Origin of the sequence: Luteolibacter algae, from assembly GCF_042683045.1 — a bacterium.
In the GTDB taxonomy this organism is placed as follows: Bacteria; Verrucomicrobiota; Verrucomicrobiia; order Verrucomicrobiales; family Akkermansiaceae; genus Luteolibacter; species Luteolibacter algae.
Window position 1 is genome coordinate 149,511 of sequence record NZ_JBHUIT010000003.1, and the last position, 26,024, is coordinate 175,534.

At 53.6% G+C, this 26,024-nt stretch carries 22 protein-coding genes; 17 read left to right on the top strand and 5 right to left on the bottom strand.

All coding sequences use genetic code 11. From position 1 onward, the window contains the following. Positions 1-20: 20 nt before the first annotated feature. Complete coding sequence (locus ACFSSA_RS04955) at positions 21-884, top strand: PDZ domain-containing protein (protein ID WP_386818887.1); 864 nt, start codon at positions 21-23, stop codon at positions 882-884. Between the two features lie 35 nt (positions 885-919). On the opposite strand, the gene ACFSSA_RS04960 is transcribed toward ACFSSA_RS04955, so the two are convergent. Further along, positions 920-2,767 (bottom strand): DNA topoisomerase IV subunit B, encoded by a 1,848-nt coding sequence (locus ACFSSA_RS04960; protein WP_386818889.1) that lies wholly within the window; start codon positions 2,765-2,767, stop codon positions 920-922. A gap of 129 nt (positions 2,768-2,896) precedes the next feature. Here ACFSSA_RS04960 and ACFSSA_RS04965 point away from each other — a divergent pair, with 129 nt between their 5' ends. From ACFSSA_RS04965 to ACFSSA_RS04990, 6 genes are all read left to right on the top strand, one after another. After that, positions 2,897-3,352 (top strand): GatB/YqeY domain-containing protein, encoded by a 456-nt coding sequence (locus tag ACFSSA_RS04965; RefSeq protein WP_386818891.1) that lies wholly within the window; start codon positions 2,897-2,899, stop codon positions 3,350-3,352. 68 nt (positions 3,353-3,420) lie between these two features. Then, complete coding sequence (gene hflX / locus ACFSSA_RS04970; RefSeq protein ID WP_386818893.1) at positions 3,421-4,719, top strand: GTPase HflX; 1,299 nt, start codon at positions 3,421-3,423, stop codon at positions 4,717-4,719. Between the two features lie 13 nt (positions 4,720-4,732). After that, positions 4,733-5,911 (top strand): L,D-transpeptidase family protein, encoded by a 1,179-nt coding sequence (locus ACFSSA_RS04975; protein WP_386818895.1) that lies wholly within the window; start codon positions 4,733-4,735, stop codon positions 5,909-5,911. A gap of 61 nt (positions 5,912-5,972) precedes the next feature. Continuing rightward, positions 5,973-7,034: a peptidylprolyl isomerase gene (locus ACFSSA_RS04980; RefSeq protein WP_386818897.1), complete on the top strand. Its 1,062-nt coding sequence runs from the start codon at positions 5,973-5,975 to the stop codon at positions 7,032-7,034. A 54-nt stretch (positions 7,035-7,088) separates the two neighbouring features. Continuing rightward, positions 7,089-7,997 (top strand): D-2-hydroxyacid dehydrogenase, encoded by a 909-nt coding sequence (locus tag ACFSSA_RS04985; RefSeq protein WP_386818899.1) that lies wholly within the window; start codon positions 7,089-7,091, stop codon positions 7,995-7,997. Between the two features lie 120 nt (positions 7,998-8,117). Then, positions 8,118-8,681 (top strand): ribonuclease H-like domain-containing protein, encoded by a 564-nt coding sequence (locus ACFSSA_RS04990; RefSeq protein ID WP_386818901.1) that lies wholly within the window; start codon positions 8,118-8,120, stop codon positions 8,679-8,681. A gap of 20 nt (positions 8,682-8,701) precedes the next feature. On the opposite strand, the gene ACFSSA_RS04995 is transcribed toward ACFSSA_RS04990, so the two are convergent. From ACFSSA_RS04995 to ACFSSA_RS05010, 4 genes are all read right to left on the bottom strand, one after another. After that, the gene (locus ACFSSA_RS04995; RefSeq protein WP_386818903.1) at positions 8,702-11,161 is read right to left on the bottom strand and encodes a S8 family serine peptidase; all 2,460 of its coding nucleotides are present in this window, start codon (positions 11,159-11,161) and stop codon (positions 8,702-8,704) included. Between the two features lie 102 nt (positions 11,162-11,263). Next, the gene (locus tag ACFSSA_RS05000) at positions 11,264-12,895 is read right to left on the bottom strand and encodes a fumarate hydratase (protein ID WP_386818905.1); all 1,632 of its coding nucleotides are present in this window, start codon (positions 12,893-12,895) and stop codon (positions 11,264-11,266) included. A gap of 53 nt (positions 12,896-12,948) precedes the next feature. Continuing rightward, positions 12,949-14,205 carry a PDZ domain-containing protein gene (locus tag ACFSSA_RS05005; RefSeq protein WP_386818907.1) on the bottom strand — a complete coding sequence of 419 codons (1,257 nt, stop codon included), beginning with the start codon at positions 14,203-14,205 and terminating at the stop codon, positions 12,949-12,951. A 20-nt stretch (positions 14,206-14,225) separates the two neighbouring features. Further along, entirely contained in the window at positions 14,226-15,206 is a 981-nt protein-coding gene (locus ACFSSA_RS05010; protein ID WP_386818909.1) for a S1C family serine protease, read from the bottom strand. Positions 15,207-15,363: 157 nt separating this feature from the next. Here ACFSSA_RS05010 and ACFSSA_RS05015 point away from each other — a divergent pair, with 157 nt between their 5' ends. The 10 genes from ACFSSA_RS05015 to ACFSSA_RS05060 all read left to right on the top strand — a co-directional run bounded on the left by ACFSSA_RS05015 (position 15,364) and on the right by ACFSSA_RS05060 (position 26,005). Further along, entirely contained in the window at positions 15,364-17,760 is a 2,397-nt protein-coding gene (locus ACFSSA_RS05015) for a transglycosylase domain-containing protein (protein WP_386818911.1), read from the top strand. A 61-nt stretch (positions 17,761-17,821) separates the two neighbouring features. Continuing rightward, positions 17,822-18,250 (top strand): type II secretion system major pseudopilin GspG, encoded by a 429-nt coding sequence (gene gspG / locus ACFSSA_RS05020; RefSeq protein WP_386818913.1) that lies wholly within the window; start codon positions 17,822-17,824, stop codon positions 18,248-18,250. Beyond that, on the top strand, positions 18,228-18,821 hold the full coding sequence (locus tag ACFSSA_RS05025; RefSeq protein WP_386818915.1) for a Tfp pilus assembly protein FimT/FimU: 594 nt from the start codon (positions 18,228-18,230) through the stop codon (positions 18,819-18,821). Before gspG ends, ACFSSA_RS05025 begins: the two co-directional genes overlap by 23 nt. 37 nt (positions 18,822-18,858) lie before the next feature. Then, on the top strand, positions 18,859-19,275 hold the full coding sequence (locus ACFSSA_RS05030; protein ID WP_386818917.1) for a type II secretion system protein: 417 nt from the start codon (positions 18,859-18,861) through the stop codon (positions 19,273-19,275). Further along, positions 19,272-20,081 (top strand): prepilin-type N-terminal cleavage/methylation domain-containing protein, encoded by an 810-nt coding sequence (locus ACFSSA_RS05035; RefSeq protein ID WP_386818919.1) that lies wholly within the window; start codon positions 19,272-19,274, stop codon positions 20,079-20,081. Before ACFSSA_RS05030 ends, ACFSSA_RS05035 begins: the two co-directional genes overlap by 4 nt. Next, positions 20,078-21,022 (top strand): type II secretion system minor pseudopilin, encoded by a 945-nt coding sequence (locus tag ACFSSA_RS05040; protein WP_386818921.1) that lies wholly within the window; start codon positions 20,078-20,080, stop codon positions 21,020-21,022. The genes ACFSSA_RS05035 and ACFSSA_RS05040 overlap by 4 nt, the downstream gene beginning before the upstream one ends. A 24-nt stretch (positions 21,023-21,046) precedes the next feature. After that, positions 21,047-22,279 (top strand): hypothetical protein, encoded by a 1,233-nt coding sequence (locus tag ACFSSA_RS05045; protein WP_386818923.1) that lies wholly within the window; start codon positions 21,047-21,049, stop codon positions 22,277-22,279. Positions 22,280-22,379: 100 nt separating this feature from the next. Further along, the gene (locus ACFSSA_RS05050; protein WP_386818925.1) at positions 22,380-22,904 is read left to right on the top strand and encodes a hypothetical protein; all 525 of its coding nucleotides are present in this window, start codon (positions 22,380-22,382) and stop codon (positions 22,902-22,904) included. Next, positions 22,901-23,530, top strand: coding sequence for a hypothetical protein (locus ACFSSA_RS05055; RefSeq protein ID WP_386818927.1), 630 nt, complete (start codon positions 22,901-22,903; stop codon positions 23,528-23,530). The genes ACFSSA_RS05050 and ACFSSA_RS05055 overlap by 4 nt, the downstream gene beginning before the upstream one ends. Positions 23,531-23,578: 48 nt before the next feature. Next, positions 23,579-26,005 carry a secretin N-terminal domain-containing protein gene (locus ACFSSA_RS05060; RefSeq protein ID WP_386818929.1) on the top strand — a complete coding sequence of 809 codons (2,427 nt, stop codon included), beginning with the start codon at positions 23,579-23,581 and terminating at the stop codon, positions 26,003-26,005. Positions 26,006-26,024 lie beyond the last annotated feature (19 nt).

A 26,024-nucleotide genomic window follows, 5' to 3' on the forward strand; every position in this document is an offset into this window, starting at 1 on the left:
ACCGCCTGATCCGGCCGGTAATGAGCCGCGTATTTTCTACTATTACGGGTATCGCAGTAGTTCCTCTGATCATGGGTAGCTTGATTTCCGCGGCCCCCGAGACCTACCCGATTGAGTTTTTGCCCTTGGCCAGCCGCGCCTGTGCAGTCGTATCCCCCGATCAAAAATTCCTGGTAAGCGCTTATGTGGAATCCGCAACACTAAGCAAAGTGAATCACCTCCAGGATGCGCATAGGATCCCACTGAATCTATCCGGCCGGGACAAGGTCACCCGTCTCTGCTTTTTCAAAACACTCAATCAAACAAAAGCTACCACCAATGATTGGGTGGAATCTTTTCTAGAGACCTCTCCCGAGAATCTCCATGCATTGGATAATGGGAAAATCATTGCCTGCCGGTTCGAGAAATGGATTTCAAGAGTAGGCGATAAAGTCCTGCCCTTGAGCTTACTTTATGTTTCCTTTCAGCAAAAAATTCCGCCGACCGGAACACCACTGGTAAACGCGCAAAACAAAATCATTGGCATTATTCTCCAGCCGGCAGGAGGCGCGGCGGCTTACGCAATCCCAGCCCAGGCGATTCACCGGGTGCAGAATGACATTATTGCTCATCATAAACTCGTCCGTGGCTGGGTCGGAATATCCTTGAGCACGGAATCGAATACTCCGCGTATTACCAGGATTTGGCCGGAATCACCTGCACAAAGGGCCAATCTCCGTGTGGATGATATTCTTCTGCGTGCCGGAGATTACACCACAGACCACTACCCCGAAGCTGTGAATGCGTTATTTTACACCGTCCCTGGTAAATCCACGACCATCGAGGTGCTTCGGGATGGGAAACGTATCCCCTGCAAGCTTACGCCAGTCGCGCAAAAACCTTGACCGTTATCTTTGTCCCTCCTTCTCCGGGCGCAGGGTCAGGCAACTTGCCGATCTACATCCTCACGTAGATTCTCAATAATGTATTCCTGCCTACTCGGCGTGTTTTTCCCCATGTAGAAAGCGAGCAATTCCTTTACTCCCTTACCCTCCTCATAAGCTACGGGATCCAAACGCATATCCGGCCCGATCATGAACTTGAACTCATCCGGCGAAATTTCCCCTAGTCCTTTGAAGCGAGTGATCTCAGCATTTTTCCCGAGTTTGCCGATCGCCTTTACCCGCTCCGGCTCATCGTAGCAATAAATCGTCTCCTTCTTGTTCCGCACACGGAATAGCGGAGTCTGAAGGATATACAGGTGGCCATCACGGATCATTTCCGGAAAGAACTGCAGGAAGAAGGTGAGCAACAGCAAGCGGATGTGCATACCATCAACATCGGCATCAGTGGCAATCACGACCTTGTTATAACGCAGCGACTCAATGCCGTCCTCAATGTTCAGGGCTGCCTGCAAGAGCGCGAATTCCTCGTTCTCATAAACGATTTTGCGCGGCAGAGAATAAGTATTCAGTGGTTTCCCACGCAGGGAAAACACCGCTTGAGTTTCCACGTCGCGGCTTTTGGTGATCGAGCCAGAGGCAGAGTCTCCCTCCGTGATAAAAAGTGTGCTTTCCTCACGACGCTTGTGCTTTGAATCAAATCTGACCCGGCAGTCACGTAGTTTTTTGTTGTGAACCTTCGCCTGTCTGGCGCGCTCCCGGGCGATCTTCTGAATTCCTTTGAGATCTTTCCGTTCACGCTCTGCCAGCAAGATTCTCTTCTGGATTGCCTCGGCAACCTGCTGATGCTTGTGGAGATAGTTATCCAGGGAGTTTTTCAAGAAATTACCAATAAAGGTGCGGAGCGATTCCCCTTCCGGCGCGATAACTGACGAGCCCAGCTTGGTCTTCGTCTGCGACTCGAACACCGGCTCGATGATTCTCACACAGATTGCTGCCTCAATACCCGCGCGAATATCGCTGGGATCATATTGCTTCTTATAAAATCCACGAATCACCTGCACAAGTGCCTCGCGAAATGCGGCGAGGTGTGTGCCTCCCTGAGAGGTATTCTGCCCGTTTACGAAGGTATAATAATCTTCGCTGCTTTCAGCACAGTGCGTGAACGCGATTTCAATATCGTCGCCGATCAAATGGATTGGCGGATAGAGAGCCTCACTCTCCATTTCTTCACGCAATAGATCCAGCAGACCATCTTTCGCGCGGAACTTCTTCCCATTGAAAACGATCGTCAGCGCGGGATTCAAATAGGAATAGTAACGGCACATTTTCTCGACAATGGCCTCGCGAAATTTGGTTTTCGGAGGAAAAATCGTCCGATCTAGATCGAATACCAGCCGCGTTCCATTGAGCGCATCGTCCTTGCGCGGCTTCTTCATATCCACCGTGAGCTCGCCGCGGGAAAATTCCAGAGCCTTCGTCTCACCATCGCGCCAGGCTTGGATTTCAAAAAATGTGGAGAGTGCGTTGACCGCCTTGATACCCACGCCATTGAGCCCGACAGACTTTTTGAACGCCTCGCTGTCATACTTTGCGCCGGTATTGATCTGGGCCGCGCAGTCAAAAAGCTTTCCAAGCGGAATACCGCGGCCGAAATCGCGCACTTCCACACGACTTTCTTCATCGATCGTGATACGGATTTCCTTTCCGTGCCCCATGATGTGCTCATCAATGGAGTTATCCACCGCTTCCTTTAACAGGATATAGATGCCATCATCCGGAGAAGAGCCATCGCCCAGTTTTCCGATGTACATCCCGGGGCGGAGCCTGATGTGCTCGCGCCAGTCAAGTGACTTGATATCGTCTTCGGTGTATCCTGTTGCCATAATCGCAAGGGCTTTCTAGGACGCAACCCACCCACAGGCAAGCCTGAGACGGGAAATACTCCGAAGAATAAATTCCCGCCATGCTCTTTTGCTTGGCTAGCGCCTTCGTCCGCCGTATTTCATCCCGCCATGAGCGATACAGCCACCCAAATTTCCACCGATATCAAAACCGCGATGAAGACCAAGGATTCCGCGGCACTCAATGCTTTGCGGGCTCTCAAAAGCGCCCTGACCAATGCTGCTATTGAAAAAGGTGGCCTGGGCACCCAGCTTGAGGAGAACGAAGCACTTGCTGTCATCCGCAAGCAAATCAAACAACGCCAGGACTCAATCGAACAATTCGAGAAAGCGGGACGCGAGGAGCTCGCAGCCACCGAAAAAAATGAGATTGAGATTCTCTCGAAATATCTTCCTGCGGCGTTGAGCCAGGAGGAGCTCGAGAGCATCGTGGACAAAGCGGTCAGTGAAACAGGTGCCACAGGCAAAGCGGATATGGGCAAGGTGATGAAACTCGCCCAAGAGCTTTCCGAAGGCCGTGCGGATGGTAAACAACTCTCCGCCGCGGTGATGAAGCGCCTTTCCTAATCCCCATAAACGCGGAACTTGTTTCACCATTGCCCATTTCCCGAGGCGTGTTAGTTATATTCGCATAGATGTTTGAAGTCAGACTAAAACCCGAAATGGTCGAGCGCGCCTTGCTCGTCCGCCTCTATTTTGATGCACGCGAGCAGGACGAGTCTGCCTCGCTCTTGGTGGAGCTTGGAGAGCTTGTCTCCACACTGGGTATCGGGATCGCTGATTCCGTTTTGGCGAAATCACGCGAAATGCACAAAAAATTCCTCTGTGGCACAGGAAAAGCTGCGGAAATTGTCGAGCTCGCCCACGCCCACGAGTGCGATGTCATCGTCATCGACAACAACCTGGCACCTTCCCAGCAACGCGAGTGGGAAAAGCTGGCCAACCTTTGCGTCATAGACCGTGAGGAAGTCATTCTGGACATCTTTGCAAAGCGCGCCCACACCAAGGAAGCCCGTCTACAGGTGGAATTGGCCCGGATGCAATATGCACTCCCACGCCTCGCAAGGATGTGGGGGCACCTTGACCGTGAGTCGGCAGGCTCCGGTGGCGGTGGATCAGGCGGTGCCTCCCGCGGCATGGGTGAAAAACAAATCGAGGTCGACCGCCGCTTGGCCCACCTCAGCATAGACCGCTGCAAGCGCGAGCTGGAAATCGTCCGGAAGCAGCGCAAGACGCAACGCAAGGAACGTGAGAAATTTGAGACACCACACGGCTCGATCGTGGGCTACACAAACGCCGGCAAATCCACCTTGCTCAACCAACTTTCCGGATCCGATGTGATGGCAAAAGACATGCTTTTCGCGACGTTGGATACCACCACACGCCGCATCGAGCTCCCGGACGGACAGCCGCTTTTGATCACTGACACTGTCGGATTCGTCCGAAATCTTCCGCATAGGCTCGTCGAGGCGTTTAAAGCGACTCTTGAAGAGTCTGTCTTATCGGACTTTCTCATCCATGTCCTGGATGCCACATCACCGGAAATCGAAATTTTCCATGCCACGACCCTGAAGGTGCTCGAAGAGCTTGGAGCCCTCGATAAGCCTATCATCACAGTGCTTAACAAAATCGATCTCGTCACGGACTCGGAAACACTTGCCTCTCTCGACTGCGTATTCCCGGATGCGATCCGCGCTTCCGCCTTCAAGGGGGAAGGCATGGACGATATCCTGAAAGCCTGCTCCCACGTCCTCGCAGATCGTGTCACCCGCTGCCATTACCGTATTCCCCAAAAACGGGGAGATCTCCTCAATTTGCTCCATCAGGACGCAAAGGTGCTTTCTACAGATTATGAAGCAAATGACATCCTGGTGAGCGCTGTAGTTCCGGCAAACATTGCCGGGCGATTGGATGACTTCCGCATAGAAGCCTGAATTTTTTCGTCACATGTCCCGTCACAACTATCCCGCTATGCGATATTTTATTCTTACCCTGCTGCTTTCGGTCAGTCCCGCTCTCGCACAGTCTCCGCAGACTTCCGGTCAGGTGCTTCGCGCCCTGCCCCTGGACTTTGAGGAAAATACGGACAGCGCACCTGCGATAGCGCCACAGGCACCTCCTGCCACTCCCAACGCGGCGCCTTTGGCTCCTGGCGAGCCAGCATCTCCCGCTGAAGCTCCATCACCTCTGAATAGCAAACCCACGGGAGACGACGCCGTGCGCCTTCAGATTTTTCTCGATCAATCAAATTTTGGTCCGGGAGTCATCGACGGGAGGATCGGCCAATTTTCCGAGCTCGCTGTGAAATCATGGAACGAGAACAACGGCCACCCCATTGATAGCTGGGAAGCCGTTAATATCGCAGCGCGCAAGGCCGTGCCTAATCCATACGCTGTCGCAGTGGTTCCCGATATTACCGAGAAATGGGTAAACCCGAATCTTCCCTATAAGAAAGCTGATCAGGCAAAGCAGAAACAGATGTCCTACCGCAGTAACGGCGAATTTATGTCCGAGCGCTATCACACGGATGTCCCCTACCTCATCGAGCTCAACAGCCAGTCCAAGATCAATAATTTGAAACCGCGCGATACCATCGTGGTTCCCAATGTGAAAGCTTTCGAAATAGAAAACCTGACCGGCGCGGCCTTCAAGCAGGATGAGGCACTTAGCCAGCGGCATGCCGTGGTAGATACGAAGCTCAATCAGGTCCGCATCTATGAGGCCAACCTGCGGGCTCTGGTCGTTGCAGATCCCAATGCGCCTGCCTCTGTTGCAAACCAAAGCCTGATCGCAGCTTTCCCGATCACACCAGGGAAACCCCAGTTCATCCGCTATGGAAAATGGGAGATGAAAAACGCCGTTGAGCTACCCGTCTGGCGTTACGATCAGCAACTTCTCGACACTGGAAAGCGAGGCACGGAGTCGCTGAACATCCCCGGTGGTCCAAACAACCCTGTCGGCGTCCTCTGGTGTGGACTTAGCAAGCCTGGAATCGGTCTTCACGGGACCTCTGATCCGGAGACCATCGGCCGTTCCCGCTCATCAGGATGCATTCGTCTGGCGAACTGGGATATCGTTCGCATTCCAGCCATGCTCCGCCCCGGTTGCAGCGTGGAAATTCGCTGAATCGCTCGATCAAGACGAATTGATCAAAGTCCCGGTGGGTATACGGTAATTGAAACGCGATATGAGGGTCTTTACGAAATTTTCCCTGCGTTTTGCCGTCTACCTAGTGGTCGTCGCCTACTTGCTGGGTGATCTCTATCTCTTCGACGGGCCGATCCACCGGAAATTGCGAGCCTCGGATCCGAATAGCCCGGAGGCAATCGCGGAAGCGAAAAAAAACGGAGTGGTAGCCCGGGTTTTCAATCATCAGATCACTCGTAGCCAGCTCAATTATGCAATGAGCGAAAGACTCTGGCTGGAAGGGAAACGGCGGGAAGACTTATCCCCGGATGCTCTCAAGCTATTCACCTATGCCGTCTTGGGCGATCTCATCGATCACGAATTACTCCGGGTGAAAGCGAAGGTAAATACCCATAATCTTCTGGTTTCCGATTCCGAAATTAATGAAAGGCTGAAACGCTTCGTGGGGAAATTCGAGACCAAAGGACATCTTCAAACAGCCATGAAGGCCCAGGGAATTCCAAATGAGAAGACCCTTCGCAATCGAATTGCAGCAAGGATTCAGCAGGAGAAATATGTCGATTTGAGAGTATCTCCTCTGATCACCGTTTCTGAGGAAGAGATAACCGATTTCTACGAGGCCAATAAAGAGCAGCTACGGATTCCGGAGCGGATCCGTGCACGCCATATTTTCATCGCCACTCTCGATAAATCCGTCGAGGAAACCAAACAAACGATCGACGCAGCACTTGCTGACCTCGAATCGAAAACAAAAGACTTTGTTACGATAGCCAAAGAGCTTTCGGATGATCCGGCAACCAAGGACCAGGGCGGAGATCTTGGATGGATGTCAAAATCGCGCCTCCCGGAAGATTTTGCCGAACAAGTTTTTACCATGGAGAAGGCAGAGCCCGCCATCATCCGCACCAAGCTTGGCTGGCACCTTGTGGAAGTGGTCGATCGAGAAGCTTCCAAGACAAGAACCCTGGAAGAAATGCGCGATGAAATCACTTCAGCCCTCAGCGCCCGCAAACGAAAACAGGCGGTGGAAGATTTTCGATCCGCCCTGCGCAAATTTGAGGCTCACAAGATCGACATTTTCCACGACATGCTTCCTCAATAGGACTTGCTTCAATCCATCGTTGATCTCGGCGATACGAGGGTCGATGGTTCGCCCATGAACATCATTGTTTTGGACGGATTCACACTCAATCCCGGCGATAACTCGTGGAGCAAAGTCGAAACACTCGGCGAATTAACCGTATACGAGCGTACATCGGAAGAACAGATCATCGAGCGAGCCAAAGAAGCTGATATCATCCTCACCAACAAAACTCCGCTCAGCGCGGAAACTCTCTCCAGGCTACCCAGACTGAAATTCATTTCCGTACTCGCTACGGGATACAACGTAGTTGATACCGCCTATACTTCGGAAAGAGGGATTCCAGTCTCCAATGTTCCAGTGTATAGCACGGACTCCGTGGCGGAATTTGTATTTTCCGTCATTCTGGATTTCTACAAACGACCCGCGTTTCATAGCGATCTGGTGAAGAAAGGTGCTTGGGAGAGATCAATGGATTTTTGTTTTTGGGATAACCCGAATTTTACCGAGCTAGCAGGAAAAACCCTGGGAATCATCGGTTTTGGCCGCATTGGCCAGCGCCTTGGAGAGCTTGGCTCCGCATTCAGGATGAACATTCTTGGAAATTCCCGTTCGCGTTCGGCCACCACCAGCTATCCCTTCGAATGGGCTTCTCTCGATGAGATTCTGGAAAGATCCGATATCGTGTCTCTACACTGTCCATTGACCCAGGATAACCACGGACTGATTGATGCCCTGGCACTTGCGAAAATGAAGCCTACCGCATTTCTGGTAAATACGGCGCGGGGTGCTTTGATAGATGAACAAGCACTTGCCGATGCATTGAACCAAAGCATCATCGCGGGAGCAGCCTGTGATGTCGTTTCCGTTGAGCCCATACTTGCGCATAATCCATTACTGACTGCAAAGAATCTCACCCTTACCCCACACATCGCATGGGCTACCATTGAGGCCCGGCAGCGCATGATGGCAGTCACAGCATAAAATATATCCGCGTTTCAGACAGGCAGACCTATCAACCTGGTGGCCGGCTGATTACGGGAAAATTCCAATCCATCGGCGTTTACCCTTTTTCCCGATTCATCGCTTGTCCACACTCCAGCCGTGAGTGAGAAAAACATCGTATACTTCGATCTGGAGACCCAGCGCAGCATCAGTGACGTGGGCGGCTATTCCAACAAAGCCAAGCTATGCATATCCATCGCGGTGACCTATTCCACCGCTACAGATGAATATGTCATCTATGGCGAAAACGATCTGGATGCACTCACCACTCAGCTTTTGAAGGCAGATCTTGTTGTCGGTTGGAACCATGTCGGCTTCGATTATCCCGTGCTTCAGGCCTACGTTTTACCAAATTTGGAAGAGCAGACGCTGAACCTGGATATGATGCTCGATGTGAAGGAGCGAATGGGACGTTTCCTAAAGCTGGATAATGTCGCCTCCACCTCGCTGGGAACCGGGAAATCAGCCGATGGTTTGGACGCGATTCGTTGGTGGCAGGAGCACAAAAAAACGGGCGAATACGAGCCTCTCCGTAAAATTGCGGAATACTGCGCCTACGACGTGAAGGTGACCCGTTTCGTGCACGAATACGGGATGGAGCATGGCTTCATCAAATACGAGGATGCCGGGAACATCATTGAGCTCCCGGTTGAGTGGGCCTAGTGATTGGCGCCGGAAGTTGGTCACTTCGGATCCATCAGCCACTGCTTCTGCGCAGCACCTTCGTTGGAGAACTTCATGTCCGTCGTAGCACCTTTTGTCATCACCACGATGTATCGTCCCTTATATCCGGCCACAGAAGTGATGCCGTAACCCTTGGCAGACATCTCGGAAATCCATTTCTCCGGCCATGGTCCCGCATGACTGAACGACTGCGGAGGCACAGGACTCTTCGTTTTACTCATAACGAAGACGAAACCGTTTTTAGGATTTTTAGGATCATCATCACCGCCTACAGCCGTCAAGGTATAGCCTTCCGCCCAACGATCGAGAACCCATTGTTGCCGGGACTTTGTGAACGGGGTCGGCATGGTAAAGCGTTGGGAAATGATGTTTGGGTCCGGCTCCATCATCAGCGAGAAATTTCCCGCATAGCCTGAAAGGGCTTTGATGTGATTCCCGGATGCTTGTAAACGCGCGATCTCATCCTGGTCGAAGGCAAGGAAGGACTGCGCGTGATTCCCGGTTTTCATCGCGATCGTATGGCCATTGCTCGAGCAGCCCATTGATGTGATCCGATAATTTTTTGCCCAGGCTTCTTTGATTTCTTTTTCAGGAAACGCATATCCGGAACTGATGATCAGCTCTTTTGAACGCACATCGGCGGCAGCCATGATCACCTTGCTGTCAAAACGCCCTCCGGCAACGGCAACCGTGGAGTATTTTCTCGGAGTGAACTCCATTACCGCCGGCGGGATCGATCCAAGAGAAGGTAGTGAATCCAGAGTTTTGACTACCGATCCAAAGTTCGCAGAACTTTTGTTCTCCGCCAAACTACGTGCTGCGGCTGCGTTTAAAATTCCACCGCATTCGACTTTTCCGAGCATTGAAGGCTCACCTTCGGAAGTTTCCATCAGGATATTCCGGATATCCCGCGGAGAAAGCAACGGGTAGTCGTTTCGGATTCCGGCGCAAACCCCGGCAAGCACGGGGGCAGCCATCGATGTGCCCTGCATATAGCAGTAATTCCCATTCATCGCCGTGGACCGGAGGTTCTCTCCGATGGCCGCAATCTGAACCGATGAAGCTCCATAATTACTGAAAGGAGAAAGAGTTTTTGTGGGGCCGTGCGATGCTACTGTGATCACATTCGGGAAAAAATTGGACAGATACCCCGGGAGAGGAGCCATGCTGTCGTTGTTCTGGGACTCGTTGCCTGCAGCTATCACAAAAAGGACTCCGGGATTTTCATAAATGAGCAATGCATACGCCGCAGCTTGCGCGATCCGTGCTTCCTGGGTCGGCTTGCCGAAGATTTGATCATATTGCTGTGGGCTGAGCTTATCGATTGGTGGTAGCTCTGCGGGGAAATTTTTCCGCTCGCGGAAACGATCGTATGCGGCATGGACAGCTATCACACCCTTGTTGGGGCTACTCCAGCTCATGTTGACAATACCAGCACCCGTCGATTTCAAATAAGCGCTACCACGTTTCCCATTCTTTACACATGCAGCACGAAACAGCTCCGTGTAGCGGGTGGTAAACTCTTCGAAAGTGTTGGAAGAATTGAAAATCTTGAGTTCGTCATCGATTGCGAAGTGATATCCGGTAGCCTCAAATCCGCCCCAATCGGAAGTATGAACCAAGGCTTTTCCCTGGCTACCTTCCACGACCAAACCAGCAACGTGGGTGCCATGTGAAGCGTTTTGAAGGATCGAAGCATACGTCAGATCATTCATGATGATCCCGGCGGAGGCCAATGAACCAAACCCCATACTGCGAACCAGCGGATTGGTATATGAATTCTTCAACTTCGTTTGCACATTATATGCATCCTGTGGTTTTTGATTCCCAGGGGTGAGTTTCGAAATTTCGGCCAGAAGGTGTGTCACGTAGGCTTTCTCCACTGCCGTGTGCGCATCGAAGTCGGGCTTGCGGGGTGGCTTGTTGGTGAAAACGTTCCATCCATATATATCGTCGATAAATCCGTTTCCATCATCGTCCACGCCTTGCTTTCCATTCAGCTCCAGCTCGTTTTTCCAATAATTCTTTGCAAGATCCGGATGCTCGAAATCGACGTAGTTATCACTGACAAGCACTAGATTCCGCCGCTTGATATCTTTGGATTGGACACCGTTTTCCCTGACATATTTATAGCAGCGAAGTAAAAGCTGGATTGGGTTATAGGAATCAGGAGTGAAATGCTCGATCGGAGTTTTCCCCGCCGCATCCTGGAGAGCAGGATCAGCGCCCGCCCACAAAAGCGCCCGCACTGCCTTGAGATTTCCGCTCTTTGCCGCCAACGTAAGCACGGGCGTGCCTGAGGGATCTTTGAGGTTGGGATCGACTTCTGTCAGTGCGCTGGAAACCCTTTCGGCATCTCCCAGAGTCGCCGCCTGGACCAGGATTTGTTCTGGAGTGATTTGGGAGAAGGCCAGATTACAGGCCAAAAATGATAGAACTACAGAGTGTGCGAGCTTCATAATATAGAAATTTATTGCAATGCTTCGGCAGCCATTTTTCAGCCATAGTTGCTACCTTTTGATTATTAAAGGGATATGGGAGGGAATATTTCCAGCTTTTTATTAACAGACCGGGCACTGATTTATTGTCTGGAAAAAGTCGTTGCCCTTGTTGTCCACGAGGATGAATGCCGGAAAATTCTCCACCGTGATCTTCCATACAGCTTCCATACCCAGCTCCGGAAACGCCACAACCTCTTGAGAGCGAATGTGATTGCTTGCCAGCAAAGCCGCCGGCCCTCCTGCAGATCCGAGATAAAAACCACCATGTTTTTTACAGGCATCTGTCACCTGCTTTGAGCGGTTCCCCTTTGCCAGCATCACCATTGAACCGCCATTTCGTTGAAAAAGATCGACATAACCATCCATCCGGCCGGCCGTGGTGGGGCCGAAGCTACCTGAAGGCATGCCCACCGGAGTTTTGGCCGGCCCCGCGTAGTAAACGGGATATTTGCGGAAATATTCCGGAAGCTCTCCGCTTTCCTCAAGAATTTCCTTCATTTTCGCATGTGCTGAATCGCGGGCCACGATGATTGTCCCGCTAAGCGCCAATGGGGTGGTGACGGGATACTTGGAGAGCGTCTCCAAGGTCTTCTCCATCCCTTGATCCAGATCAATCTCCACCCCCTTGAACTTCCAGTCACGGTATTTCTCCGGAATGAAACGGCCGGGATTTTTTTCCAGTCTCTCCAGGAAAATTCCTTTGCTCGTAATTTTTGCCTTGGCCTGGCGATCCGCGGAACAAGACACACCGATCCCCACCGGGCAGGAAGCACCGTGTCTCGGCAGCCGGATCACCCGCACGTCCAAGGCAAAGTATTTGCCGCCAAACTGGGCACCTATACCTATTTCACGAGCCGCCGCAAGGAGCTTCTTCTCCAGCTCAAGATCCCGGAAAGCTCGCCCGTGTTCATTTCCGGATGTCGGCAGTGAATCATAATAACGAGTCGTCGCCAGTTTCACCGTTTTGAGATTATTCTCCGCGGAAGTGCCTCCAATCACAAAACCCAGATGATATGGTGGGCATGCTGCTGTGCCCAGGGACTTCATTTTCTCGATACAGAACTCTTTGAGACGTTGTGGATTGAGAAGAGCCTTTGTCTCCTGATACAGGAAAGTTTTGTTCGCGGAGCCGCCGCCCTTACTGACGAAAAGAAACTTATATTCCTCGCCCTGTGCCGCGTAGAGATCGATTTGTGCAGGAAGATTTGTCTTGGTGTTCACCTCGTCATACATTGTCAGAGGCGCGGTCTGAGAGTAGCGGAGATTTTCCCCGACATAGGTCTGATAGATACCTTTTGAAAGAAATTCCGCATCATCGCAATCCGTCCACACCCGCTGTCCCTTCTTCCCGATAACTGTCGCCGTGCCAGTGTCCTGGCATGCCGGCAAAATCCCATGCGAGGCTATTTCCGCATTTTTCAGAAGCATCAGCGCCACCATCCGGTCATTTTCCGAGGCTTCCGGGTCGTCCAGAATGGCAGCCACCTGAGCCAGATGGCTGCTACGTAGTGTGAAATTGATTGCTTTGATCGCCTCCGCCGCAAGAAAAGTCAGAGCGTCGGGATGCACTTTGAGAAGCTTCCCACCCTGGAATTCCACAGTCTCGACGAGCCCGTTATGAATGCACTCGTATTCCGTTTCATCAGCTCCCAAAGGGAACGGATCCTGATAGAAAAATTCCTTATCGCTCATCGCGCAGCCATCCTAGGCGGAACGGCTGCCAATTGAAGTGCGGAATTGTCAAATTATCTGCCACCCAATTCCTGCAGCTCCAGTTCCATCAGCTCGTTGAGGCGCATCAGATCATCGAGCTGGTGCCTCATCCTTTCTGCAGACTTGCGCTTGCCAAGCGAACGCATCCGGGGAATGAGAGCTTGTTGCTGCTTCGCCAGCTGTTCTTTCCACACTTCGTTTTTCGCGATGGCTTCATCCACGGAATCGAATTCACCTTTAAGCAAATCGAGCACACGCCGGCTTCCCATCAGATAGGTTCTGGTCCGGTCCGCCCGCGCCATGGTAATGCCTACAACTCTGCCATTCAGATCCACCACCGGTCCGCCCATTTTATTGCTTTGGATCTGCATATCGGACTGAACGACATACGAAAACCCGCTCCGGACCTGATTCGGCTCCCCGCCCATCCGCTCCATCTTGTTGAGCTTATCGATCGTGAATTGTCCGGAGACCGGTCTGTTCGAGAGGAGAACCTCTACCTCGCGTTCTTTTCCTGCGGTGGATATCAGCATTTTCACCACATCTCCCGGTTGCTTGTCCGAGAGAGTATTTTTCAATTCCTGGAAACCGGAGATCGTTCGCTCATCGATTTTTAGAATCACATCCCCGGGCACCAGCCCCGCTTCTGCAGCCCCATATTCCGGCTGGACTGATAAAATCCGGACTCCTTTTCCGCGGTATCTTTCATCGAGACCCACCCCAATATGGGCTTGATCCGTGGCACGGAGGTTCCTCTCAAGAACACTCACGACGCCAAAAGCCGTCGATTTCCCGCTCGGCTGGGGAGCAACCAGAAAACGACCCAACCCCAGATCGGATTCATAAAATTTCACCGGCTCCAGCTTACCCGGGATGACTTTGATATTGTTGTTTTCATCGATGGTATTCCCTTCGCCAAGATCCAGAAGGACGAGATCCTCTTCCGTGAATACACCCGCAACGGTTGCATCAAACGCTGTCCGCTCATCCTTGATGACTTGCAGCGAGGGCAACGAACCCCGCACTTCACTCCATTTTGTCAGAACTTGAGTTCCGTCTCCAACGACGGTTCCATAGGCGAGCATTCCAGCGCTACGTCTTCCGCGGACACCCCAGATCTTGACGGTGGATTTTGCCGCATCTCCAAGAACGGTCTCCAGTGCCCGATTGAACTCGACGGATTGCGCATCCACGATTTCTTCTTCCAGCGGAGTCATCAGCGGAACGCCATCTCCCTGCTGGGCAGATGCCAACGAGCTGAGCGCAAAAAAGAAAAACAACCATTTCATGTGTCTGAAAATTTTCATTACTATCTGTAAACCTGTTCACGTTTTACGAGCTCGACACTGACTTCCAGCTCCTTACCTCCTCGCCAGAGACCCAGCTTCACCTCATCCCCTGCCTCACGCTTGATGAGAAGCTGTTGAAACTGTGCCCCATGCCGCACCCGCTCACCATCGAGATAACGGATCACATCTCCGACCCGTATTCCACTGGCCGCCGCCGGCGCATTCGGTTCCACCTTCACGACCAGAATCCCATCAATCCCGCGGCGCTCCCCCATTCCGATTCCCAGAACGGGAGTTTCGGGATTGGCCATGGGATTCATCTGAAGGATACCCCATGCCTCCCCCGCCAGGAGACGATCCCAATCTTCGCGAAACCCATCGATCCCGGCATGATTGTTGTTTTGCCAGGACCAGCCGATGGAGGAATTGATTCCCACAAGTTTTCCGTCGAGATCGAAAAGCGGCCCTCCGGAATCCCCGCCGATCAAGGTGCAATCCGTTGTGAAGTAGTTTCCCGGGCCATCTGACATCACCCGTCCAAATCGAACAGGAGCCTCACGAGCGGGATCGAATCCGGTTGAGTTCCCCATCGCAACGACCCAATCGCCGGCCTCCAACGGCTTCGATTCTCCGAGCTCGACAAATGGCCACGGCCCGGGACTTTCGATCCGCACCATTCCTATGTCCTTGGAATAATTTGCTCCAAGAACCTTGCCGCGCCATCTTTTGCCGTCTGAAAAATAAACGTCCACCTCTTCCATACCTTGTATGACGTGGGAGGCGGTGAGAATAAGACCATCCTTGGAGACAATGACCCCGGATCCGGAAGAACTGGTCTTCTCCGATACCAGAGCCACAGTTGCAGGCATTGCCAGCTTCGCTACCTCGCTCACTTTGCTCTCCAACTTTATCAAATCACTAATATCCGCCACCGGTTCTCTGGCCTGCGCCAGACCGGAAGCAACCAACAGCCATAGTCCAATCACGGAAACTCTCATCATCAGAAATAATCGACGCAGAAAACCTCTTTCGTCTACATGAATTTCCCGAGGCACTCCTATTCAGACTCCCGAATAGCGCCCAGCCTGACTTTCACCCGGCGTTTTCTTAGCTCTGGCTTATCAACGAAAAGCCCGTATCTTTCCGCCAGCAACGACCATGGCCAAACGCAAACAACAGACCAATCAACCCCGCGGTAAAAAGCCCGCTCCGCGCAAGTCAGCAAATCCCCTTTCCATCCTCTTTTTCTGGCCATTTCATCTATTGTTTGCCGTGACACGCGGGATGTCCGCTCCGGTTCGCATTTTACTCCGCTTTCTGGGCACTCCGGCGATTGCCGGTCTCTATTTTCTCACGCTTCTTGGAGTCGTCTACGGCTTCCGCTCCGTTCGCTACGATCTCAATCGGATCAACCAAATGCCGGAGCGCACGATTATTCTCGATAGACAGGGAACGGAAATCGGGCGCATTCACGGGGAAAAACGCTCGATCGTTCCGCTCAAGGATGTGGCAGAGGATTTCCGTAAAGCGATCCTGGCCCGGGAAGATGAACGCTTCTATTCCCATGGTGCCGTCGATCTCATCGGCATCGGCCGCGCATTTTTGAAAAACCTCGAGGGAAAACGTGAAGGCGCTTCTACGATCACCCAGCAGCTGGCGTCTGACGTTTTCCAGCTCAAGGCCGGGGAAAAGCGAGGCCAGCTACTTCGACAGCTCGACCGTAAATTCCTGGAAATCGCCATCGCTTTCCGAATCAATGCAGCCCTTTCCAAGGATCAGATCCTGGAAGCCTATATTAACCAGATCAACTGGGGCCGTCAGATCAAGGGTGTGGGCGAGGCATCCCGCATATACTTTGAAAAACACCCGGCGGAGCTGACGCTCTCAGAGGCGGCGCTGATGGCCGGGATTGTGCGTGGACCGGATGCCTACAATCCTTTCCGCTCCATGGAAGCTGCGGAACGCGAGCGGAACACCACGCTTGCCCGTATGGTTGCAGCGAGGAAAATTTCGCAGGCACAGGCGGACGAAGCAAAAAAAGAGCCCATTACCGTCCGCCCGGCATGGCGTCGGGATTCCCAGCAATCCTATGCGATGGATGCCATCCGCCGCGATCTCGAGATCATTCTGGAAAAGGAAAACATCCAACTCGGGGGGTTGACGATCGTTACCACCATCGACCAACGCCTGCAGAAAGTCGCGGAGGAGGCGCTCGATAAAAAGCTCCGCGAAACAGAGCGACTTTCCGGCTACCCGCACCAGACCCGCGCAGCCTGGCAAAACCTCCCGCTGGAAAAGCGTGGCGAGCCCAAGTATATCCAAGGTTCCACTGTTTTGATCGAAAACCGCACCGGGGCAGTCCTGGCGCTCGTCGGTGGCCGCGATGCAAACGAATCCCAGTTCAATCGTGCCATTCAGGCAAAACGGCAGATCGGATCGATTTTCAAACCTTTCGTTTATCTCGCTGCCTTCGATAAGGGCTTGCGTCCTTCCACACAAATTTCCGATGGGCCGATCCAGCGGGGCGAGATCAAGGGCGCCGCGAACTGGAAGCCCAATAACTCCGATGGCAAATTCGGCGGCATGCACCCGGCATCCTACGGCCTCATCCGCTCCCGGAACACGATGTCTGTGCGCATTGGCAACTATGCAGGGCTGGAAAAGGTAAAGGATGTCTCCCGCAAGGCGGGCTTTGGTATGTCCATGCCGGAAACCCCTTCTTCCTATCTCGGCTCGTGGGAAGCCAGCCCCTGGGAAGTCGCCAGAGCGTATACCATTTTTCCGAATGATGGAGTTTGCTACCGTCCATATCTCGTCTCGGAGATTCGGGACAGGAATGACAATGTCCTCTATACAACACCCGCTCTTCCTTACCAGGCGACAAACACCGGCTCTGCATGGTCGGTCTCCCGGATTCTTCAGGAAGTTGCCACCTCCGGCACGGCAGCAGCGGTAAGGCGCCTTGGCTTCACCAAGCCCGCAGCTGGCAAAACTGGCACAACGAATGATTTCAAAGATGCCTGGTTCGCCGGCTACACCTCAACACTCACCTGTGCGGTATGGGTCGGGTTCGACACGCCCAAGAAGACCATTTCCGGCGGCTACGGATCCGCGCTGGCACTTCCTGTCTGGGTGGATCTCATGAAAACCGCAGATCGCCTGGGCTACAAAGCCGGCGATCTCCACTCAAACGTTAACCTACAGACCATTGATCTCTGCCGACTTTCCGGAAAACGCGCCACCAGTGGCTGCTACGAGGCGGGGACGGCATACACCGACCAAGTCCCGGCCGATACCGCACCATCTTCCAATGATCTGTGCACCATTCACCCCGCACGGGCCCAGCCGGTTTCCGAAGATGATATCCGCTCCGCACCACCGGCTCCAAGCCGTCCCTCACCTCCCCGGGCGCAACCTATTCCGGATAACCGGCCTCCGGCGCGGGCGCAACCTGTCGAGGAACGCCCCCTACGCGCCCAGCCTGTCGAAGAGCGCCGCCCGCTCCGTGCGCAACCTGTCGAGGAGCGTCCTTTACGTGCACAACCAGTTGATTAATAAAAGCCCGTCACATTTTCAGACAACTAGAACAACCACCGGCATTACCTACGAAACAACCATGAAAACCACGCCCAGACTTCACTCCTCCTCCGGCTTCACCCTCTTAGAAATCGTCATTGTGCTCGGCATCATTGCCGTGATTCTCGGCGGCTCTATCGCAGTGGTAGGAAAAATGGGCGATAGCGCGAAACTCCAGCGGGTGACATCGGACTTCAACACCATCTCATCGGCAGTGAAGATGTATAAGCTCAATGCCGGAACCGTGCCGACAACGGCACAGGGCCTTGAAGCACTTGTCACAAAGCCAGCATCCACTCCTGTGCCGAAACGATGGACACAGGTTGCGACGGAAGTCCCTCTCGATCCTTGGCAACAGCCTTACAAATACCGCTACCCAGGCAAAAAAGACCCTTCTGATTTTGAAATCTATACCGTCGGCAAAGACGGCCAGGAAGGCACCGACGATGATATCTCATCCCAAGATTGATCGATTGCAGCCGGGGAAACACTCTCCGGCCTCTTCGGGAGGTTTTACCCTTCTGGAAATCGTCATCGTCCTGGCTATTACCGGCCTCATTATCGGCGGAGCAATCACAACGGTTGTGCTTTCATCCTCCGAGCGGCAGCTAAGGGATGCCTCAGGAGAAATCGAGCTTTTGGCAAAAAAAGCCAGGATGGCGGCGATCCTCCATCAAAAGCCTTATGCCATCGAGTTCCACCGCAATTTCGTAAGAGTCCTACCTCTCGCTGAAGCCTCGGAAATCGAACAAACCACGGCACAGGGAAATGCAATCGGGGGCACCGCAGTCACCGATGATAGCAGCCCCTCCCTGCATGATGAAATCGACATCGATCCGGATATCGAGCTCACCGTCCGACATTGGAATACCACAGGATTCCTCGCTCCCAGCGAAACTTCCATCATCATCTGGAGGTTTGATCCCGATGGACTTTCCGAGCCCATCACCGTCCATCTGCAACTCGGCGAAAGCTATGCCCAGGATACCTATCACCCACTGACTGCCGCTATCGCGGACTCCGAACTTTACGCGAAATAACTCCGCAACCCTGTCCCCTTAGTCTTTCTCATTTTTTGTGAATCATCCGCAAATACCTTCCGGCAAAAAAAACGGCTTCCTGCTTCTGGAAGTCGTGCTGGCGCTTGGGATTTTCGGAATCGCATGCACAGGTCTTGCAGTTGCTTTCCACCGCATGGCGGATGCCGCCTCAATGGCTCAGAACGAAATGCGGATCACCCGGATCCTCGATTCCGCGCTGACCGAGCAGCTCACCTTCCCGACCCTCGAGGAAGGTGTCTCCCAGATACCCGTCGAGGGCACCGATATCGAGCTGGATGTCATTGTAACACCCATCGAGGATCTGGAAAACCAGGACGGGGAATTACTCCAGGATATGTTCCACGTGAAAGTCACGGCAAACTGGTTCGAAGCCGGAGCATGGCAATCCCGTTCCGTGGAAACCTGGCGGAACAACCTCATGTATCAGCCATGATTGTTTTTCCTATCTCCACAAACGCTCCACAGGCTGGCGGGAAGGACTTCCGCAAGGGCTTTACCTTGCTGGAGCTTGTGCTCGCCTTGTTATTGATCGCGCTGCTCGTCGGGATGGTTTTTGCAACGGCGCGAACTTCCCTCGTGCTTGGAAACTCCGTCGTGGAAACGCAAAACGAGGAGATGCTCCATCAGGCGTTTTTCGATCTTTTGGAAAACCGCTTCGGCACGCTTCCGGGAAATACCCGTCTGGATCTGGCAGTGACCGATGCTGGCTCCCACTACCTCTCTGATCTCACGATGGAAAACGTGCCGCTGTCCTTCACGTGGGGCGGACAGGAGCGCACGGCAAAAGCCATCCAGCTTTCAACGGTGCTCAAGCGCTCGGGCTTTCTCGATATCGTCCTCCGGTATTACGAAAATGAAATCATTGATCCCGATTCCAGTAGCACTTCTGGATCCAGCTTCAACTCTACAGCCGTAGCCGAAGAACCTTTTGCGGAAATCACCCTGCTGACGGATGTCGCCTATTTCGAGTGGCAGGTGCTGGACGGTCGCACGATGGAATACCAATACGACTGGGATATCGAAGGCCGCATGCCCCTGCAGATGGAGCTGCTCTGCGCTTTCGGAGCCGAGGGTGAAGAGATCCGGCATGTTTTCTGGATCCCATCCCGCCAGGATCCGGAGATTTTCATGCGCCAACTTCAGCAAAACCGCGGTGCCCAGCGAGGTCCCCGACCGGACCGCGATGACGAGCCCCCGGGTCCGGGTCCTAACCCACCTCCAGATCCTCCCGGCCCATGAGATTCCCAATAAGAAAAAATCCCCAGCTTTCGGAGCCCGGCGCGGCACTAATCGCCGTGCTGTGGCTGATCGCCATCCTGTCGCTGGCTGCAATCACATCTCTCCGGGTGATCTCCTTCGATATGGAGCTGGTGACGGCAAAAGTGCACGGTTCGCGCGCTTTCCAATTGGCCGAAATGGGGATCGCCATCGGCTCGAACCCTGTCGTCGAGAGAAACGACCCGATTTTACACCGGATCGACGAGGAGAATAACGAGGAAATCCACGTAACGCTTACCTCGGAAGGTGCCCGCTTCAACATCAACACCCTCGTAATGGACGAGGATAAAACCCTTATTCGCTCGATTTTCATCTACTGGGGATTGGACCTGGATTCCGCCCAGGCACTCACGGATGCACTTACCGATTGGGTGGATGCCGATGACGAGACTGCGTTGAATGGTGCTGAACTGGCCGACTACGAGCAAATGGGACGTATCAACCAACCTTTCAATCGGCCGTTTTATGACATCGAGGAAATGAGCTTGGTGCGAGGAATGACCGAGATCGAAAAGCTCCGGCCCGATTGGAGAAATTGGTTCACGGTCTGGTCCAGCGGAACTCTGGACGTGAACGAAGCGGATGCGGAATTGATCGCGGTGGCAGCCGATGTCAGCGAGGCCCAGGCGATGATCATTCCGGAGACCGTGCGTGGCATCGATAATTTACGCGATACCGATGACGATGTGCCTTTCGAAAACGTCGCCGACGCACTTTCGCTGCTTGGCATCAGTGCGGATTCCCGCCAAGACATCGCCCAGCGTTTTACCGTGGATGATAACACCACGCGAATTTCTTCCCTTGCAAGATCCGGCGATACCAAGCGGCGAATCACGGTCATCGTGCGGAACCGGACCGGCAAACCCGCGCTACTGGACCGCACCACAGAAATCATTCCCTGAACATTTACTAAATCTACCGTTAGTATGGCAAAAAATACCACTACACACCTTTTGATCCCGGGCGAGACCTCGTGGGAAATTTGGACGAAAACTGCCGATGGTGCGGTCCAACATTCCAGTCATCCGGTTGAAAAACCTTCGGAGATTGATAAATTTCCTTCCGGTGATCTCATTTTCTTCTTTCCTGTAAGATCATTTACAGCCCTTCCGCTGCGGGTGAATACCGGCGATGAATCATTGTTTTCGGACCTGGCCGCGACCCATGCGGAGCGGGTTGGGCTTCGCCCGGATCCCTTTGCCGGCCAGCTCACTGATAATTTCCCGATTTTCATCAATTCCGAGGCGTCATCCTTTCTTTCCGTGGTCTTACGAAATCCCGGCAGCGGCGATCTTCCGCAGAAATCGCCAAAAGCCTTCGATATCAGCCCGCGTTCCTTTTCAGCCACGGGAAACCACCTGACACTATGGCGGGAGCTCGGATACTGGGTCTTTGCCATTCACCAGGAAGGGAAACTTCTTTACTGCCAGGCAACAAATTCTGCCTCGGAATCGCCGGATTCTGGTCTGATTCGTGAAATCCGCATCGCATTTGCCCAGCTTTCCATGCAGGGCATCGAGGTATCCACCGAGCGTGCCACGGTTTGGTCCTCCTCCGCGGAGATCCAAACCACCTCCGTATCAGAATCACTCTCTCTACCCGTGGAGGTGGCTCCGTGCCCGGCACCGGTCCTACCTGAAAGCGCCAGCAAATTACTACCTGCCGATGTCAGAGCAGCACGCCACGCAGCCCAGAAACGCCAGAATATGATGCTGGGCGTGGCAGCCATCGGCATCCTCTATCTGGGCACAATCGCATATCTGGGCTTCCAGCTCTGGCAGACAAAAAACGTGACCGACAAGCTGAATGCAAGGATCACCGCCATCGCTCCCGAGGGCGAGGCCTACGCGCTGCACCGGGCAAAATGGGACGAGCTCGCCTACGCGATCGATATGAACTACAACACGGTGGACATCCTGAACAGAGTCGCGCGCTCCATACCGCCGAACTCCGGGCTACGCCTCCGCACTGCCGACGTGTCACCTACCGAGGTCCGTGTCATCGGAGAAGCTCCCCAACCGCAGGCGGTGAACCAGTTTTCGCTGAATCTCAGCAAAAACAACGACCTATTGGATTTTGATTGGCAGACACCGGAGCCAAAGCAGTCAAACCGGGGATGGGAATTTGTTTTTACCGGCGCGACCCAGCAGGCATTTTAGGGTTTCCAGCCGCTGAGCACATCTTCACTGTTTCGCCACTGGAAAAAGTAATTCCACCAACAAATCAATACCTCTCCGGCATTTCATCTCCGTATCATCCATGTCCGCCCGCGAAAAAAAACTCCTGGCCCTACTGCTCATCGCGGGATTTATCATCCTGAATGTCTTTCTCTTCGGCTTTTACACGCAGAAGAAAAGCCAGTTCGACAATAATTTCCGCTCCGCAAAGACCAGACTGCAGCAGGCGATTGCCTTCCAGGATAGTTCTGCGGAACTGGCGGATGAGATGGAATGGCTTGCGGAAAACCAGCCCCAAACCGCCGTTTATCAGACGATACAGACACAACTCCAGCAATACGCGGAACTGCAGGCAAGAAACCTCGGCCTTAGCATCAAGTCCCAGGAGCTCCTGCCGACAGATACCTCCGGTGTTTATTACCAACGGGCACAGATAAAAATCAACCTCACCGGGCAGGAGCAATCGCTTTACCGTTGGTTTGACTCGATAAACGACCCGAAATCCTTTCGTTGCGCCTATCAAATCCGTCTCACGCCGAATGCCCAGGATGATACACTCATCGATTGCTCGGCAACACTTTCACAATGGTTCGTCCCGGCAACATGAACAAAAATTTCCTCAACCCACCGGTTAAGCCACGCCTGATCGGCTTGTTCACACTAGCCACGGCTGCGATCACGCTTGCTGGTCTTCCGCAGAAAGCCCCGCTGACCCGCTACACCGGCTTGTGGACCAATAGCCCGTTTACCTCCAAACCGCCTCCGACAGCTGCCGCGGCAACGATTAATCCCTTTGAAGATTTTACTCTCACAGGCATTGCGCCGGTCCCCGGTGGCTACCGCATAACGATTATCAGTAAAAAGAACCCAGAGCTCAAAAAAGTTCTCGAGCCGGGAAAAACCGACGAGTTCACGGTAGTTTCCGTAAACCGGAATCCCGAAAAAGCGCTCGGCACCACAGTGGTTCTATCCAATGGCAACGTCCAGGGATCCGTCACCTTCGAGCCCGAACTAATCACTCTCAAAACAGCTCCTGCCGCCGCACCGCCCCAGGAGCCGCAAAACCTCCCGCCCGGGGTTAATCCCGCCCAGCCTCAGACGGACCCCAACGCCGCTGCCCAGCGGCAACCGCGCCCACGTATCGTGCCGCCTCCGGCTACCAATACGCCAAGCAACGGCAATTCCGGCAGCTCAAATTCCTCGCAATCTCGCGAGCGCTCACGCCGCCGCTAAGCCAAGCAATCCCACAACGTTACTCTCAGCCATTTTACAAAACTCCCGATGAATCGCCACTCCGCCATCCTGATCCTTCCGTTCATCCTTTCCCTTCCATTGTATTCGCAGAACGAGAATGCTCCGGAAATCCCGGGAATCATCCAGCCTCCTATCGCGGCTCCGGCTCCCAATGCCCAGCAACCGGACATTGCAGTCCAGGCGCCAAATCCGGCCGACCTTGGAAATACCCTGATCAAGGAAAGCATCGAGCAACTCAAGCTCTCCGGAAACGATTTGGCCGCACTTTACCGGAAATACACCGGCAGACGTGTCATCGTTTCCTCCGCAGCCGCGGAAGCGGAATTTTCCTTCATCCAGCCGGCATCCCCACAGGATCCTCTCACTTATGCGGAAGCAGCAGCCCTTCTCAGAAAAGCTGCCACGGTCGAGAATTTCGTCTTCGTCCCGGATGCATCCGATGAAAATCTCGATATCCTCACGCTTGCCACTGCGGGACTCAAGCCCACCGGGCGCGGTGTGAAAGTCTACACGGATAGCGATGTCCTTCCCGAAGGGGACGCCGTGATTTCCTATGTCATGAGCTTGAACTACATCAAGCCTGATGAAGCCGTCCGCACCTTCACCCAGATCATCGGGCAATTCGGAGCGTTTGGTTCCATCGCCGCCGTGCCAAACGCGGCATCCGTGGTTATTACAGAAAACACCTCCCTAATCCGCCGATTGATCGATCTCAAGGAGGAAATCGACAAGCCCTCCTCCCAAGTGGCCACCCGCTTCATTCCGGTCCGCTACGCGGATGTCACAGAGCTTTCCACCACGCTCAATGAACTCCTCGGGACACAGCAGGAGGCCACCCGGACAGCCGGTGTGCAACGCACCCAGAATCAGGCACCACAAGCCGCCGGACTACCGGCGGACGGCATCACCGGCTCCAGTGGATCTGGCGAGGAAACCCCTGTCCAGATCATCCCTGACGCCCGCACCAACCGTCTTTTCGCCATGGGGCGTCCTGTCGATCTGCTTTTCATTGAAGGACTTGTGCGTGAGTTTGATACCGAGTCAGACCAACGGAACTTCCTCCGCAGAAAGCTGAAATTCCTCGCTGTTGCCGACTTCCTTCCTATTGCGGGAGACGCGCTTACGCGGGCGTTTTCCGGCACCGGCAATACTGATCCGAACGCGGCTACCCAGGGTGGAAACAACAACCGTCAGAACAACACCCGGCAAAACAATAGCAACAACCTGTTCAACGGCGGCGGCAATACCGCACAAGGCGGAAATGGTTCTGGCAGCTCATCCGGAGCTAGCCGTGGGAACGCACTCTCGGATCCCCAGGTAAACTCCGCACCTGAGTCGTTGCTCATCGGCCGCACTCTTCTCGTCGCCGATAATATTACCAATTCTGTCATCGTCCAAGGCCCACCATCCGGAGTGGAAATCATCGAAAAGCTTCTCGACCAAGTGGATGTGAAAGCGGATCAGGTCATGATCTCCACGGTCTTCGGCCAGCTCTCACTGGGCAGCGGTGTTTCCACAGGAGTAGACTGGCTGAGAGCCTATCGCGGTAACGACAATGGCGGCGTGGCAGGTTCTTCAATCGGCGGTGGCGCAAACGGAGCCGATAATTCCGTGAACCCTACCAGTCTTACCTTGCCTTTCGTAGGCGATGTGGCCGGAGCTTTCCCAGGGCAAAACGGCCTCTCTCTCTACGGCAAGATTGGCGATTCACTTGCGGCCTATGTCAATTTGCTATCCGACTCCAGCGATTTCACCATCCTATCCCGTCCGTCGATTTTCACCGCAAACAACCAGCGCGGGACGATCTCTTCCGGACGCCGCATCGCGATTCCCACTTCCACAACCCAAAACACCGTTGGGCAACCGACCACCAGCATTGAATACCGTGATGTGGTGCTGAAGCTGGAAGTCATTCCTCTGGTAAACTCCGAGGACGAAATCACTTTGCAAATCTCCCTTATCAGCGATGACGTCATCGACACCTCGGTAATCAACGGGGTCGGCACCGTGCCTATCATCGGCACCCGCGAATTACTCACAACAGTCACCGTGCCGAACAATCAGACCATTGTTCTGGGTGGGCTCATTACTAGCAGTGACACAAAAAGTGTAAGCGGTATCCCCCTACTCAGTGATATCCCAGGTCTCGGCAGGCTTTTCTCGACGACGACTGACACCGTGGACCGTGATGAATTGATGATCTTCATCCAGCCCTCCATCGTAAACAGCACCAATACTCTCGACTACGTTCAAAGCGATATGGACTCCCGTTACAACGTGTCGGATGAAACCCGTCGCTTTGCCGATGGCACCATGCTTCCACCGCTCGATGTCATTGAGGAAAAGGGCGGCAGTCCGCGCCCGGTGGCCAGGAAAGAAGTGCCTGTTGCCACTCCGGTGGAAACCGAGAAAAACTACAATAGACCCTCTCTGCGCCCAATCTTCCGCCGCTGAGACCCACTTCTTAAAATCT

What these genes read in the sequence shown, in the direction of transcription:
- ACFSSA_RS05015 (WP_386818911.1), top strand. Translation starts at nt 15,364, where the DNA reads ATGGCCAAACGCAAACAACAGACCAATCAACCCCGCGGTAAAAAGCCC.
- ACFSSA_RS05010 (WP_386818909.1), bottom strand. Translation starts at nt 15,206, where the DNA reads ATGATGAGAGTTTCCGTGATTGGACTATGGCTGTTGGTTGCTTCCGGT.
- ACFSSA_RS04960 (WP_386818889.1), bottom strand. Translation starts at nt 2,767, where the DNA reads ATGGCAACAGGATACACCGAAGACGATATCAAGTCACTTGACTGGCGC.
- ACFSSA_RS05060 (WP_386818929.1), top strand. Translation starts at nt 23,579, where the DNA reads ATGAATCGCCACTCCGCCATCCTGATCCTTCCGTTCATCCTTTCCCTT.
- ACFSSA_RS05040 (WP_386818921.1), top strand. Translation starts at nt 20,078, where the DNA reads ATGAGATTCCCAATAAGAAAAAATCCCCAGCTTTCGGAGCCCGGCGCG.
- ACFSSA_RS04985 (WP_386818899.1), top strand. Translation starts at nt 7,089, where the DNA reads ATGAACATCATTGTTTTGGACGGATTCACACTCAATCCCGGCGATAAC.
- ACFSSA_RS05025 (WP_386818915.1), top strand. Translation starts at nt 18,228, where the DNA reads ATGATATCTCATCCCAAGATTGATCGATTGCAGCCGGGGAAACACTCT.
- ACFSSA_RS04980 (WP_386818897.1), top strand. Translation starts at nt 5,973, where the DNA reads ATGAGGGTCTTTACGAAATTTTCCCTGCGTTTTGCCGTCTACCTAGTG.
- ACFSSA_RS05035 (WP_386818919.1), top strand. Translation starts at nt 19,272, where the DNA reads ATGATTGTTTTTCCTATCTCCACAAACGCTCCACAGGCTGGCGGGAAG.
- hflX (WP_386818893.1), top strand. Translation starts at nt 3,421, where the DNA reads ATGTTTGAAGTCAGACTAAAACCCGAAATGGTCGAGCGCGCCTTGCTC.
- ACFSSA_RS05000 (WP_386818905.1), bottom strand. Translation starts at nt 12,895, where the DNA reads ATGAGCGATAAGGAATTTTTCTATCAGGATCCGTTCCCTTTGGGAGCT.
- ACFSSA_RS04975 (WP_386818895.1), top strand. Translation starts at nt 4,733, where the DNA reads ATGTCCCGTCACAACTATCCCGCTATGCGATATTTTATTCTTACCCTG.
- ACFSSA_RS05005 (WP_386818907.1), bottom strand. Translation starts at nt 14,205, where the DNA reads ATGAAATGGTTGTTTTTCTTTTTTGCGCTCAGCTCGTTGGCATCTGCC.
- ACFSSA_RS05055 (WP_386818927.1), top strand. Translation starts at nt 22,901, where the DNA reads ATGAACAAAAATTTCCTCAACCCACCGGTTAAGCCACGCCTGATCGGC.
- ACFSSA_RS04965 (WP_386818891.1), top strand. Translation starts at nt 2,897, where the DNA reads ATGAGCGATACAGCCACCCAAATTTCCACCGATATCAAAACCGCGATG.
- gspG (WP_386818913.1), top strand. Translation starts at nt 17,822, where the DNA reads ATGAAAACCACGCCCAGACTTCACTCCTCCTCCGGCTTCACCCTCTTA.
- ACFSSA_RS04995 (WP_386818903.1), bottom strand. Translation starts at nt 11,161, where the DNA reads ATGAAGCTCGCACACTCTGTAGTTCTATCATTTTTGGCCTGTAATCTG.
- ACFSSA_RS05050 (WP_386818925.1), top strand. Translation starts at nt 22,380, where the DNA reads ATGTCCGCCCGCGAAAAAAAACTCCTGGCCCTACTGCTCATCGCGGGA.
- ACFSSA_RS04955 (WP_386818887.1), top strand. Translation starts at nt 21, where the DNA reads ATGAGCCGCGTATTTTCTACTATTACGGGTATCGCAGTAGTTCCTCTG.
- ACFSSA_RS05045 (WP_386818923.1), top strand. Translation starts at nt 21,047, where the DNA reads ATGGCAAAAAATACCACTACACACCTTTTGATCCCGGGCGAGACCTCG.